11 protein-coding genes are annotated in these 13744 nt (G+C 68.1%); 7 read left to right on the top strand and 4 right to left on the bottom strand.

All coding sequences use genetic code 11. The annotated features are described in order from the left end of the window. Nucleotides 1–15 precede the first annotated feature (15 nt). The 7 genes from HW837_RS05150 (at nt 16) to HW837_RS05180 (ending at nt 7521) form a co-directional block, all read left to right on the top strand. Nucleotides 16–1155 (top strand): FAD-dependent oxidoreductase, encoded by a 1140-nt coding sequence (locus tag HW837_RS05150; protein ID WP_193382034.1) that lies wholly within the window; start codon nt 16–18, stop codon nt 1153–1155. After that, nucleotides 1152–2171 (top strand): amidohydrolase family protein, encoded by a 1020-nt coding sequence (locus HW837_RS05155; RefSeq protein WP_313895626.1) that lies wholly within the window; start codon nt 1152–1154, stop codon nt 2169–2171. Before HW837_RS05150 ends, HW837_RS05155 begins: the two co-directional genes overlap by 4 nt. A gap of 33 nt (nt 2172–2204) precedes the next feature. Next, nucleotides 2205–3143, top strand: coding sequence for a VOC family protein (locus HW837_RS05160; RefSeq protein ID WP_193382035.1), 939 nt, complete (start codon nt 2205–2207; stop codon nt 3141–3143). A gap of 93 nt (nt 3144–3236) precedes the next feature. Then, complete coding sequence (locus tag HW837_RS05165; protein WP_193382036.1) at nt 3237–4202, top strand: fumarylacetoacetate hydrolase family protein; 966 nt, start codon at nt 3237–3239, stop codon at nt 4200–4202. Nucleotides 4203–4600: 398 nt separating this feature from the next. Beyond that, nucleotides 4601–5383, top strand: a complete 783-nt coding sequence (locus HW837_RS05170) for a CoA transferase subunit A (protein WP_193382037.1) — start codon at nt 4601–4603, stop codon at nt 5381–5383. Then, on the top strand, nt 5383–6018 hold the full coding sequence (locus HW837_RS05175; RefSeq protein WP_193382038.1) for a CoA transferase subunit B: 636 nt from the start codon (nt 5383–5385) through the stop codon (nt 6016–6018). The genes HW837_RS05170 and HW837_RS05175 overlap by 1 nt, the downstream gene beginning before the upstream one ends. Before the next feature lie 243 nt (nt 6019–6261). Next, nucleotides 6262–7521, top strand: coding sequence for an FAD-dependent oxidoreductase (locus HW837_RS05180; RefSeq protein ID WP_193382039.1), 1260 nt, complete (start codon nt 6262–6264; stop codon nt 7519–7521). A 435-nt stretch (nt 7522–7956) separates the two neighbouring features. Here HW837_RS05180 and HW837_RS05185 read toward each other — a convergent pair whose 3' ends face one another. The 4 genes from HW837_RS05185 to HW837_RS05200 form a co-directional block, all read right to left on the bottom strand. Continuing rightward, nucleotides 7957–8784, bottom strand: a complete 828-nt coding sequence (locus HW837_RS05185) for a carbohydrate ABC transporter permease (protein ID WP_313895625.1) — start codon at nt 8782–8784, stop codon at nt 7957–7959. 82 nt (nt 8785–8866) lie between these two features. Beyond that, nucleotides 8867–9778 (bottom strand): carbohydrate ABC transporter permease, encoded by a 912-nt coding sequence (locus tag HW837_RS05190; RefSeq protein WP_193382041.1) that lies wholly within the window; start codon nt 9776–9778, stop codon nt 8867–8869. Nucleotides 9779–9809: 31 nt separating this feature from the next. Beyond that, nucleotides 9810–11870 carry a beta-galactosidase gene (locus HW837_RS05195; protein WP_193382042.1) on the bottom strand — a complete coding sequence of 687 codons (2061 nt, stop codon included), beginning with the start codon at nt 11868–11870 and terminating at the stop codon, nt 9810–9812. An 85-nt stretch (nt 11871–11955) separates the two neighbouring features. Beyond that, a complete protein-coding gene (locus HW837_RS05200; RefSeq protein ID WP_193382043.1) occupies nt 11956–13272 on the bottom strand; it encodes an ABC transporter substrate-binding protein in 1317 nt (438 codons plus the stop codon). Nucleotides 13273–13744: the final 472 nt, after the last annotated feature.

A 13744-nucleotide genomic window follows, 5' to 3' on the forward strand; every position in this document is an offset into this window, starting at 1 on the left:
TCTCAGGGAGAACCCATGAACGACCCTCGCCCCCGCACCGTCCTCGTCATAGGCGGCGGCGCGTCCGGCAACGCCGTGACCGTGCTGCTGCGGCGGGCGGGCATCGCCGTGGAACTGATCGAGGCCAAACCCGACTGGAACGTGCTCGGCTCCGGCATCACCCTCCAGGGCAACGCGCTGCGCGTGCTGCGCGAAGTGGGCGTATGGGACAAGGTCCGGGAGAGCGGCTACGCCGTCGACGCCGTCGGCCTGGCCGCGCCCGACGGGACCGTGTTCCATGTCCAGCAGGACATCCGCACCGGTGGGGACGACCTGCCCCCGATCTTCGGCATGCAGCGGCCCCGGCTCCAGGAGATTCTGTGTGAGGCCGTCCTCGAGAGCGGCGCGGCGATACGCCTGGGCACCACCGCCGAGGAACTGGTCCAGGACGCGTCCAGCGTCACCGCCCGGTTCAGCGACGGCACCGAGGGCCGCTACGACCTTGTCATCGCCGCCGACGGCGTCAGCTCCCACACGCGCGCGATGATCGGCATCAGCGACAAACCCGAACCGACCGGCATGGCCATCTGGCGCGTCCCCGTGCCCCGCCCCGAGGGCGTGGAGCGCATGGACCTGTCCTACGGCGGACCGTGCTACATCGCCGGCTACTGCCCCACCAACAAGAGCACCATCTACGCCTACCTCGTCGAGGCCAACCGCGACCGCGCTTCCATCGACCCGGCCTCGTACGCGGACGAGATGCGGCGGCTGGCCGCGCCGTACGGGGGTGCGTGGCCGGAGATCGCCGCGAGCATCACCGACCCCGCCAAGGTCAACTACACCTGGTTCGACCGGCTGCTCGTCGAGGGCTCCTGGCACCGCGGGCGGGTCGTCCTGATCGGTGACGCGGCCCACGTCTGTCCTCCCACGCTCGCCCAGGGCGCGGCCATGTCGCTGGAGGATGCCTCCGTACTGGCCGAGATGCTGAGCGAGGAGCAGGACTGGAGTTCCCTCGACGCCCTGCTGACCGGCTTCTACGAACGCCGGATCGACCGTGTCCGCATGGTGGTCGAAGCGTCCGTGCAACTCGGTCGGTGGCAGTTGGACGGCATCCGTGACGCCGACGCCCCCGGTCTGATGGGCCGCACGATGTCCGTCCTGAAGGAGACCCCGTGAACCCCGTGAGTCCCCGGAACAGCGCACCCACGATCGACGTCCACGCGCACGTCCTGCTCCCTCAGATCGAGGAAGCCGTCGCCGGACACGCCGGTCTGGCCGCGGCCCGCGATCTCGACGCCCGCCGCAACGGCCCCGAGGCCATCGCCGTCAGCGGCCCGATGTTCCGCGACCGCTTCCCGAGGCTGACCGACGTCAAGGCCCGTCTCGCCGCGATGGACGCCTCCGGGGTCGACGTCCAGCTGGTCTCGCCCTCTCCGTCGCACTACCACTACTGGGCCGACGAGGACCTGGCCCGTACGGTGTGGGAACTGGCCAACGACGGCACCGCCGCGCACATCGCTCAGGCCCCGGAACGGCTGCACGGCCTCGGCCTCGTCCCGCTCCAGCACCCGGGCCTCGCCGTCGAAGCCCTCGAACATGCCCTCGGCCTGGGCCTGCGCGGTGTCGAGATCTCGAGCCACGCGCCGGGACGCGAACTGTCGGACCCCGCGTACGAGCCGTTCTGGACACGGACCGAGGAAAGCGGCGCGATTCTCTTCCTGCATCCCTTCGGCTGCACGCTCGACGAGCGCCTCAACCGGTGGTACCTGTCCAACACCGTCGGCCAGCCGACCGAGAACGCCGTCGCGCTGTCCCATCTGATCTTCTCCGGAGTCCTGGACCGGCACCCGGGGTTGCGCATCGTCGCCGCCCACGGAGGCGGCTATCTGCCCACCCACATCGGCCGCTCCGACCACGCCTGGCTCGCCCGCACCGACACCCGCGATTGCGCGCACCCGCCCAGCAGCTACCTCAAGCAGCTGTACTTCGACTCTCTCGTCCACGACCCGGACGTCCTGCGCGAGCTGATCCGGGTGGCCGGCCACGACCGGGTCCTACTCGGCTCCGACTTCCCCTTCGACATGGGCACCGACGACCCGCTCGGCGCTCTGCGCGACGTCACGGACCTGCCGGCCCCCCACTTCCACGCTGTACGCGGCGGCAACGCTGCAGCGCTGCTCCGCCTTGTCTGAACCATCTGAACCGCACCGAGGAGAACCCCCACCATGAGCACACGTCTGCTCACCCACCTACGCCACGTCGACCTGGCTGTGCCGGACTACGACAAGCAGCTCGACTTCTACGCCGGCGTCTGGGGTCTGACCAAGGTCGCCGAGGACTCCGGCATCTCCTTCCTCGCCGCCGAGGGCTCGCCCGAGCAGTACATCGTCCGGCTCCGCAAGGCCGAGGAGAAGCGCCTCGACCTCATCTCCTACGGCGCGGCGAACCCCGCCGACGTGGACACACTCGCCGAGCAACTCCTCGCGGGTGGAGTGCAGTTGATCTCCCAGCCGGGCAAGATCGACACCCCCGGCGGCGGCTACGGCTTCCGCTTCTTCGACATCGACGGCCGCACCATCGAGGTCTCGGCCGACGTCGAGGCACGCCGGCACCGTCGTATCGAGGAGAAGGAGTCCATCCCGGTCCGTCTCTCGCACGTCGTCCTGAACTCCCCCGACATCAACGCCACCCGCGCCTGGTACGAGCAGCACCTCGACTTCCGGCTGTCCGACACGATGGCCTTGCCGCACATGGGCGAGGTCATGCACTTCATGCGGATCAGCAACCAGCACCACTCCATGGCCATCGCCAGCGGTCCGCACGCCTCCCTGCAACACCTCTCCTTCGAGATGCGCGGCATCGACGAGTACATGCGCGGCTCCGGCCGCGTGATGCGCTCCGGCGCCCGCAAGATCTGGGGCCCCGGGCGGCACATGGCGGGCGACAACACCTTCACGTACTTCCTCGACCCGAACGGCAACACCGTGGAGTACACCACCGAGCTCGAAAAGCTGGACGAGGACACCTGGCACCCGCACATCTACGACCTGACGAAGCCCGAGAACGCCGACCAGTGGGGCACGTCCAACCCGATGAACGAGATGGTCGCCAAGGAGATGCTCAACGACGTCGACCGCGGCGTCTTCGTCGCTCCGCCGGTCTGACCCCTTGACCCCGGGGGCTCGGCGCACTCCCCCGCCCTGTCAGGCCGCCGGGCCCCCGGCCTGTGTCCACCCTCCCAGCTCCCTAGGAATGCCATGCGTTTCGCCACGTACGAACAGCACGGCCGCAGCCGTCTTGCCACCGTCGAGGACGACGGCACCCTCTGCCCCTGCCCCGGCGCGGGAACGCTTCTCGACCTGATCCAGGCCGGTCCCGAGGCACTGCGCGAGGCGGGCAACGCAAGCCTGGACGTGCCGCGCGGCCCGCACGTCTCCCAGGTGCGACTGCTGCCGCCGCTCCAACCGCCGTCCGTGCGCGACTTCGTCGCTTTCGAGGAGCACGTCGAGGGTGTACGGCAATGCATCGACGGAGTCTCGGGGGCCCCGGACGCCTGGTACGACGCGCCCACCTTCTACTTCACCAACCCCTACGCGGTCATCGGCGCTCACGAGGACGTCCCCGTGCCGCCCGGCAGCCAGGCAATGGACTTCGAACTCGAAGTCGCCGCGGTCATCGGCCGCGAAGGCCGGGACCTCACCCCCGAGCAGGCCCGCGACCACATCATCGGCTACACCATCTACAACGACTGGTCCGCACGCGACCTCCAGTCCCGCGAGATGCAGGTCAGCCTCGGCCCCTGCAAGGGCAAGGACACCGCCACCACCCTCGGCCCCTACCTCGTCACCGCGGACGAGCTGGAGCCCTACCGCGACAGCGACGGCTTCCTGCGCCTGGCGCTGACCGCCGAGATCAACGGCGAGGTCGTCGGCAAGGACCTGCTGTCCAACATGAGCTGGACCTTCGAGGACATGACCGCCTACGCCTCCCGCGGCACCTGGGTCCGCCCCGGCGACGTACTCGGCTCCGGCACCTGCGGCAACGGCGGCTGCCTCGCCGAACTCTGGGGCGTGCGCGGCCGCCAGGACCCGCCGCCGCTCAAGCCCGGCGACACCGTCACCCTCACCGTCGAGGGCATCGGCACCGTCTCCAACACCGTGGTATCCGGTGCCGAACCGGTGGCCGTCCCTCGCGCCCGTACACGCCCGCGAACGCGCCCGTGAACCGCGCGGCGGAGAGCAGGCCGGCCGACAAAATCGTCGTCACCGGAACCGCGCGCGGCAGGGCACGGGGAGGCTCCGGCCCGGGTGGGAGCGACCGTGACCGCCACCGATGCGACACAGGCACCCGGCCAACTGGGTCATCCCCTAAATGATCGGCGCCGGGGCCAGGCGCGGCGGCCTGCTCGCCGACGACCACCCTGCTCCACGCCATCGGCTGCCACATCCCACTCCGCCGGGCCGGCCTCCCTGACGAGCTGCTCGACGCCGCCGTCCTCCTCGCCTCCGGCGAGGCCTCGTACATCACCGGCGCCAGTCTCGTCGCCGTCGGCGACTGGTCGACGGTGCTGCCCGGCTCCCCCGTTTGCCCCTCGACCGACCTCCGGTTGAAAGGACCGCACGTGAACAAGGTCAGCGCGAGCGCCGCCGAGGCGGTCGCCGACATCTCCGACGGGGCCTCACTCGCCGTTGGTGGCTTCGGTCTGTCCGGCATACCGGCCGCCCTCATCGACGCCCTGCACGCCCAGGGCACCACCGGTTTGAAGGTCGTCTCCAACAACTGCGGCGTAGACGGCCAGGGCCTCGGCCTACTACTTGGCGACGGCCGCATCAGCCGCGTGACCGGCAGTTACGTCGGCGAGAACAAGGAGTTCGCCCGCCAGTACCTCAGCGGCGAGCTGGAGGTCGAACTCGTACCGCAAGGCACCCTGGCCGAGCGGCTACGGGCCGGCGGGGCCGGCATCCCGGCCTTCTACACACCGGCAGGCGTGGGCACACAGGTCGCAGACGGCGGCCTGCCCTGGCGTTACGCGGCGGACGGCAGCATCGCCCTCGCTTCCCCCGCAAAGGAGAAGCGCTCCTTCGGCGGCCGCGCGCAGGTCCTCGAACACGGCATCACCACCGACTACGCGCTCGTCCGCGCCTGGCGCGGCGACACTCACGGCAACCTGGTCTTCAACAAGGCCGCCGCCAACTTCAACCCGCTGGCCGCCATGGCCGGCCGCATCACGATCGCCGAGGTCGAGGAACTCGTAGAACCCGGCGAGCTGGCCCCCGACGCGATCCATCTGCCCGGCGTCTTCGTCCAGCGGGTCCTCGCCCTCACGCCCGCGCAGGCCGCCGACAAACCGATCGAACGGCGAACGATTTCCCCGCCCCAGGCACGAGAGACGGTGCACAGCTGATGCCCTGGACCCGCGACCAGATGGCCGCCCGCGCCGCCGCCGAACTCACCGACGGCTCCTACGTCAACCTCGGCATCGGCCTGCCCACCCTCATACCCGGACACCTCCCGCCGGGCGTCCATGTCGTCCTCCACTCCGAGAACGGCATCCTCGGCATCGGGCCCTACCCCACTGAAGGCGACGTCGACCCCGACCTCATCAACGCCGGCAAGGAAACCGTCACCGTGCTCCCGGGAGCAGCCTTCTTCGACTCCGCCCTGTCCTTCGGCATGATCCGCGGCGGCCACATCGACACCGCCGTGCTCGGTGCCATGCAGGTCTCCGCGACCGGCGACCTCGCCAACTGGATGATCCCCGGAAAGATGATCAAGGGCATGGGCGGTGCCATGGACCTCGTCCACGGCGCCCGCCGCGTCATCGTCCTCATGGATCACACCGCCAAGGACGGCAGCCCCAAGATCCTCGACGAGTGCACCCTGCCCCTCACGGGCCAGGCCTGCGTCCACCGTGTCATCACCGACCTGGGCGTCATCGACGTCACCGACAACGGCCTGGTCCTTGTCGAAACCGCCCCCGGCGTCACCCACCACGACATCACCGCCGCCACCGCCGCGAAACTGCGCACCGCCGCTTGAGGCACGACAACCGATAGCACCAACCAGTTCGGTTCGCCGACTTCACCGACGCCAAAGGCATCGACCGGAATCGGGCGGCAGTTTCAACCGTGGATGCACCTCGATTTCCGCCGCGACCATCCCTGTTCACAGAGATACACATGCTCGCAATGACTGGCAGCTGGCCGGGCACCGAGCGTGTACGGGACAAGCCCTCCCTCACCATCTACCAGGTCAACGACGACCAAGGCTGAGGAACCCACCATGAAGAAGCTTCCCGCCCAGCGCGGCCGTGTCGCCGTCATCGGCGCAGGGCCCGGTGGCATGGCCGCCGCACTCTCCGTCCACCAGGTGGGCCACGACGTCGTGCTGTTCGAGCGCTACCCGCACGCCAGACCCGCCGGCAACATCCTCAACCTGTGGCCGCCACCCATCAAGGCACTCGGGCTGCTCGGAGTGAACACCGAGGACCTGGGTGCGCCCTGTACGTCCGAGTTCCGCAACGCTCGCGGCCGCCGCCGGGTCCGCGCGGCCCTTCCTGAGCAGGTTGTCCGCGACTACGGCGGCGGCTTCATCGGCCTGCTGCGCCCCGAGCTGTACGAGCGGCTGCTCGACGCGCTGCCCAAGGGAGTCCTGCAGGTCAACCACACAGTGGAGCGCGTCGAGCAGGACGAGAACGGTGTTCGACTGCACCTCGCGGACGGACGAGTCCACGAGGCGGACCTCGTGATCGGCGCGGACGGCATCGATTCCCTGGTCCGCCGCACTCTGTGGGGCGACAGCCCCAAGCGCGAGCACAACCTGCACATCTTCGGCGGCTACACCTTCGACGAGAGCGTCGAGACCGAGCCCGGGATGTGCGTTCTCTCCCACACCCGCACGGTGCAGGGCAGCTGGACCGCCATCCGCGACAAGGGACGTGACGGCCACCAGTGGTGGATACTCGAAGCGTTCGACGCAAGGCGGGAATTCACCGGGGACCTGCACTCGAACGCGACCAGCCTCGGCCAGGACTTCGCCCGTCCGCTCCCCCAGCTGATCGCCGCGACCGACCCCGCGCACGTTCAGCGCTGGGTGATCCGCGACCGCAAGCCGCTGAAGCAGTGGTCCAAGGGCCGCGCCACCCTCGTCGGCGACGCCGCGCACCCCACCTCCCCGTACGCCGGGTACGGCGCCGGCATGGCCACCGAGGACGGCTATTTCATCGGCCGCCGCCTGGCAGGGGTGGACCTGAGCGACTACGCCGCTGTCCGCCAGGCACTCGACGCCTTCGAGACCCCCCGCAAGCCGCACACCGCCCGGCAGTCCCAGCACGCCTACGCCCTCGGGCGCGTCTTCCATCACGCGCCGCGCGCTCTGCAACCGATCCGGGACGTGATCCTGGACCGCACCCCACTGATGCAGAAGGTGGTCGGTGACTCCACCCCCATATCGATCCTCACTCAGCTCGAGGAGATCGACCGGGCCGAAGCCCGCTTCACCGCACTCCTCGGCCTCGGCGAGGCGCACGGCACCACTCCGTGACCTCGTGGCTGGGACCTCGCCCAGCGGGGCGCGCGGAAGATGTGGCCACAGGTCCGCGACGTGAATCGCGTCCGGGGCGCCGAGCCGTCCGGCCTCGGCATATGCGGTGGACCGGTCACGGCAGATCAGCTCGACGCCGGGATGGCCGGCGACCGCAGTATCGGAAAGGTGGCGCACGTATCGGCTGTGCACCCGGCCCGACACCGTCCCGCAGGCGGGACACGCGGCCCGCTCCGCCGATGCGCGGGCCCGCACGACTACCAACTCGCCGTTGACCACTGCGTTTTCGATCACTACACCTTCCATCTGGTGGAACCTCAGGTCCTGGAGGAACACATCACCCACGACCGTTCATGATCGCGCTTGTGGTGACCCTCCGTGGCCCCGGCACTGAAAGTGATCCAGAACCACTTTTCAGCCGTCGCCGACACAGAGCTACTTCATTCCCGTGGTCGCGATTCCCTTGACGAGGTAGCGCTGGCCGACGAGGAAGACGATGAAGACCGGGATGAGTGTGATGACGGACATCGCGAACAGTGATCCCCAGGAGGCTCCGCTGGTGGCGTCGACGTAGTTGCGCAGGGCCACGGGTGCCGTCTGCAGTTCCGGCTTGGTCAGGTAGATCAACTGGCTCAGGAAGTCGTTCCACGTCCAGATGAAGGTGAAGATCGCCGTGGTGGCCAGGGCCGGCAACGAGATCGGCAGCAGGATGCGGAAGTAGATACGCCAGTACCCTGCTCCGTCGATCTTGGCCGCCTCGTCCAGCTCGGTGGGAAGACCCCGGAAGAACTGGACCATCAGGAAGATGAAGAAGGCGTCCGTGGCCAGGAACTTGGGAACGATCAGCGGGAGGAACGTATTCACCCATCCGATCTCCGAGAACATCACGTACTGCGGAATGATGAGGACGTAGATCGGCACCATCAGGGTCAGCAGCATCATGCCGAAGAAGACCGCCCGCCCGCGGAACTTCAGCCGCGCGAAGGCGTAGGCCGCCATGGAGCAGCTGACCAGGTTGCCCAGCAGTGCCCCCAGGACGACGATCGCCGAGTTCAGCAGGTACACCCCGAACGGGTGCGACAGCGCGTTCCAGCCGTCGGCGTAGTGCCCGAAGTCGGTCTGAGTGGGCAGCAGGGAAGGCTCACGGAAGATCAGGGCGTCGGGTTTGACCGAGCTGGCGATCATCCACAGCAGCGGGTAGACCATCACGAGCCCGAAGGCGATCAGCACGACGTGCTTGATGAGCGCGCGTATCCGAGCCACCCGCCTTTGGCGCTGCGCGGCGGGAGCAGGCGCAGGAGTTGGAGCAGGCGAAGGAGTGTCTTCGGCCTTCAGGAGTGTCATCTCACTTACCGTCACCGTAGAACACCCATCTCTTGCTGAAGTAGAAGTTGATTGCGGTCAGGGCACCGACGATCACCACGAGCAGCCATGCCATGGCCGAGGCGTATCCCATGTGGAGCCGGCCGAAGCCCTCCTCGTAGAGGTACAGCGAGTAGAAGAGGGTCGAGTCCGAGGGGCCTCCCGTCCCGCCGCTGACGACGAATGCCTGGGTGAAGGACTGGAAGGAGCTGATGACCTGGAGAACGAGGTTGAAGAAGATGATCGGGGTGAGCAGTGGCACGGTGACGTGCCGGAACTGGTTCCATCGGCCGGCGCCGTCGAGGGCGGCGGCTTCGTAGTACTGCTCGGGGATCTGCCGCAGGCCGGCCAGGAAGATCACCATGGAGGAGCCGAAGGTCCACACGTGCAGGACGACGAGGCTGTACAGCGCGGTGTCCGGGTTGGAGATCCAGCCGGGCCCGTCGATGCCGAAGAGTCCGAGGAACTTGTTCACCAGGCCGTCGGTGCCGAAGACCTGCCGCCACAGGATGCCCACGGCGACCGAGGCGCCGAGGAGCGAGGGCAGGTAGTAGACGGACCGGTAGAACGCCAGCCCCTTGATGCCCCGGTTGAGGACCATCGCCAGGGCGAGGGCGACCGCCAGCAGCAACGGAACGCTCAGGGCGACGTAGGCGAAGGTCACGCCCAGGGATGTGCGCAATCGGGGGTCGTCGAGCATCTTGCTGTAGTTCTCGAAGCCCACCCACTCGGGAGAGCTCAGCAGGTTGTAGTCGGTCATCGAGAAGTACAGCGAGGCGATCATCGGGCCGAGCGTGACGCCGGCCATGCCGACGAACCACGGCAACAGGAAGACCCATGCGGTCCGTTCTTCTTTTCTGGCCGCCTGGCTGAGGGGGCTGCGGAGCACAGTCATCGTCCTCGGGTTCTTGGATCGGGTGCGGGGTTCAGGAGTCGTTCGACGACGGCTCGGCGTGCTGCGATGCGGACAGCGGACAGCGCACGACGGCGACGTCCGCCGCGTCGAGGACGAGCGTCTGCCCGGCCTCCAGGCGGCGTCCGGTGATCAGGTCGGTGCCGGAGCGGTCGAGGGCGACGGTCGCCTTGTCCTGCCGGTGGTTCAGCAGGAACAGGTACACATTCGTGTCCGTCCGTCGCTCGGTGACCTCGACGCCTCGTGGTGCGGCGTGCACCGGTCGCACCCCGGCACGATCCAGGACGTGCCGCACCAGGGCTTCGAGGGCGTCGTCGTCCAGACGTGTGCCGACGTACACGGCGCGGCCCTGGCCCAGTTCGTGCTCGACCACCGCGGCTTTGCCGGCGAGATGCCCCTTTCGGTAGACGGCGAGCGGTCGGGCGGTCTCCGTTTCGAGGTCGTCCTGCCACAGGGAAGCGGCGGCGAGGAAACCGGTCAGGGCGGTCTGTTCGGCTGCCGCCCGGACCGGCACCGTGGCCTCGGCGGGCAGCGGAGAGAACTCCTGCACGTGCGCGCCGATGACCTCGCGCAGGGCCCCCGGGTATCCGCCTTCGACGATCCGGTCGTCCTCGTCGACGATCCCCGAGAAGTACGAGACGACGAGATGGCCCCCGTCCTCCACGAACCTGTGCACGGCCGCGCTGTGCTGACGTGTCATCAGGTACTGGTTGGGGATGACCAGGACGCGGTAGGGCGACAGGGCGTCGTCGAGGGTGACGACGTCGACGGCGACCTGGCTGTTCCACAGGGCCCGGTAGTGCCGGGCGACGGTGTCCCGGTAGTCGAAGGCGTTGTCCGGGTGGGCGCAGCCTTCCACGGCCCACCAGTTCTGCCAGTCCCAGACGATGGCGACCTGGGCGCTGGTGCGCGCTGTGGCGATCTCGTCGATGGCCCGCAGTTCGTTGCCGAGGGCCTTGACCTCCTGCCAGGTCCGTGTCTTCTCTCCGCCGTGCGGGAGCATCGCGGAGTGGAATTTCTCCTGCCCCTGGCGGGATGCCCGCCACTGGAAGAACATCACCGCGTCGGAGCCGTGCGCGACGGCCTGGTAGGACCCCAGACGCATCCGGCCCGGCTGTTTGACCTGGTTGGTCTTCCACTGGCTGACCGCGCCGGCCGCCTGTTCCATCAGCATCCAGGGCTGCCCGCCGCGCAGGGTGCGCATCAGGTCGTACTGGAAGGCGGCGACGGCCAGCGAGTGGGGCTTGCCGGGGTCGGGGTAGCAGTCGAAGGCGACGACGTCGAGTTCCTTCGCCCACCGGTGGCTGTCGGTCAGCCGGCACCCGAAGAAGTTGGTGGTCGCCGGCACGTCCGGCGTGACCCCGTGGAGCAGGTCGCGCTCCTGTGTGACCAGTTCCAGCAGGAGGTCGGAGGTGAAGCGGGAGAAGTCCAGCTCACGGGAGGGATTGACCCAGCCGCGCACAGGTCGGGGCAGGTGCACCTGGGACCAGTCGCCGTAGCGCTGGCTCCAGAACGCCGTGCCCCACCGGTGGTTGAGCTCGTCGAGGGCGCCGTAGCGCTGCCGCAGCCACTCGCGGAAGCGGTCGTCGCACAGGTCACAGAAACAGTCGGAGTGGTACTCGTTGCCGATGTGCCACATGGCCAGTGCCGGATGGCTCCCGTACCGCTCGGCCAGCTTGGTGGCGATGCGCCGGCTGCGGTCCCGGTAGACCGGGGAGGAGGGGCAGAAGTGTCCTCGACTGCCGATGCCGTGCCGCACTCCCTGCCGGTCCACCGACAGGATCTCGGGGAAGTCCGTGGCGAGCCACGGAGGCGGCGCGGCGTTCGGCGTCGCGAGGTTGACATGGATGCCGTTCGCCCACAGCAGGTCCATGATCTCGTCGAGCCAGGAGAAGTCGAACTCGCCGTCGGCCGGCTCCAGCATGGCCCAGGAGAAGACGCCCAGGCTCACGAGCCGCACGCCCGCGGCTCGCATGAGCCGGACGTCCTCCTGCCACACCTCCCTCGGCCACTGCTCCGGGTTGTAGTCCCCGCCGTAGACGACTCCCGGCAGTCGACTGCGAAAGGTGTTCATGCGCGGATCGTTCGTGCGCGGATCGTTCGTGCGCGGATCGGACACAGCGGGGATTCCTTCCGGAAGCGCTACTACATGTGGCAGCTCAGAGCTGGGACTTGATCTCGGAGATGAACTTCTTGGCCGCCGCCTTCGGCGACAGGCGGTCGAACAGCACGTCCTCGTTGAGGCGCTGGAAGATCTCCGGGACAGCGGGGCCGGCCTCCGCGTTGGGGAGGTGCACCGCGGTCGGCTTCAGGGCGTTGGCACGGCGCAGGTAGTCGGCGATCCGCTTCTCAGCGGGGGACAACTCGGGCGTGATCGCCTTGAGCACGTCGGGGTTGACGGGAACACCGCGGTCGAACTTCCCGATCTTGCCCGCCTCGGGGGAGTTGACCAGGAAGTCGAGCAGCTGCGCGGCCTCCTTGGGGTGTTCCGTCCGCGCCGAGGCCCCGTAGAAGACGCCGGGCTTGGTGTAGGCGCCGACCTGGGCGGCACCGTCCTCACCGGGGAAGAGCAGCAGCTTGGTCTCACGCCCGCTGGCGGCCTCCAGCGCGCCGAGCTGGGTGACGGACATCTCGGTCATGGCCGCCTTGTGCTGGGCGACCAGGTTCTGCTCGATACCGGCTCCTGAGGCCAGGGCCTCGACCGCTGCCTCGGGGCTGGTCGTACCGCCGCTGTCACGCAGCTTGACGACCCACTCCCAGTAGCCGGTCATGGTCTTCTCGGTGAAACCTATTTCGCTGCCGTCCTCGGTCCAGTAGTCCTCACCGTGCTGCCGCAGCCACGGGCCCACCATGTTGGGGTAGAGAGGCATCACACTGCCGACCAGTTTCGACTTCGACTCGGCGATCGCGGTGGCGGTCTTCACGTAGTCGTCCCACGACCACTTGGTGTCGTCCGGAATAGGCACACCGGCCTTCTTGAACGCCGCCGGATCCACGGCGACGCCGAACGCGCTGTCGCCGGCCGGGACGCCGTAGAGGCCGCCCTTCACGGTCGTCATCGACATCGAGTTCGGGGGCAGCTTGTCGGTGTTCAGCACGTCCTTGACCTTCTTCAGGTCCATCAGCTGCCCGTTGTCGATGTACGAGTACATGAACGGGTCCGTGATCTGCAGGACGTCGGGCATGTCACCGGCCGCGGCGCTGGTCGACAGCTTCTTCCAGTAGTCGTCCCAGTTGGAGTACTCGACCTGGACGCTGATGTTCGGGTGCTCCTTCTCGAACAACGCGATCATCTGCTTGGTCTGCTCGTGCCGGACGTCCGACCCCCACCAGTTGAACCGGATGACGGTCTTGCCGCCGTCGTTGCCGGAGGAGTCCGCGGCACAGCCCGCGGACAGGACGAGGGCGAAGACCGAACAGGTCAGCCCGACCACACGGAGTCGGGAGCGTCTGCTCGGACGGGACGAGTGGTTCATGTGGGAGCTCCTCTGCTGCCATCACTGGGCGGTGTGCCCAGACGGGGGAAACGTCGTCTCAGAAAGCCGGCGTAGGACGCCGACTGTTTCGCCGCGTGGCGGCCAACTTCACAACTCGGCTGCTTTGCGGGCTGCGAAAGTTACTTGCGATCAGGTGGCCTGGCGCTGGCCCGGCTCGTCGGGTTCCCGGGTGGGCCGCAGCGGCTCTGACAGGGGTTGTTGTGAACGTACGCTGGAGCCTTGGGTCGGTGTGCCGAGCTGATCCGCGGGGTTGACCGCGAGCGTCGCGCCGAGTTGAGGGCTGTGTGCGTCAGCAATAGTGAACGTTCACGCGGCGAGCGTAGTAACCGGCCACATCTCGGTCAAGAGGTCTCTGCATAACGCTTGGGTACTTAGTGCGACTTCACCGGTTCCGGACCGGTACGGAACCGGAACGCCACCGTGCGCGAACATGCCGGGTCAGCGCGTTCCG

The sequence above is a fragment of the Streptomyces caniscabiei genome (assembly GCF_014930365.1).
Lineage (GTDB): Bacteria > Actinomycetota > Actinomycetes > Streptomycetales > Streptomycetaceae > Streptomyces > Streptomyces caniscabiei.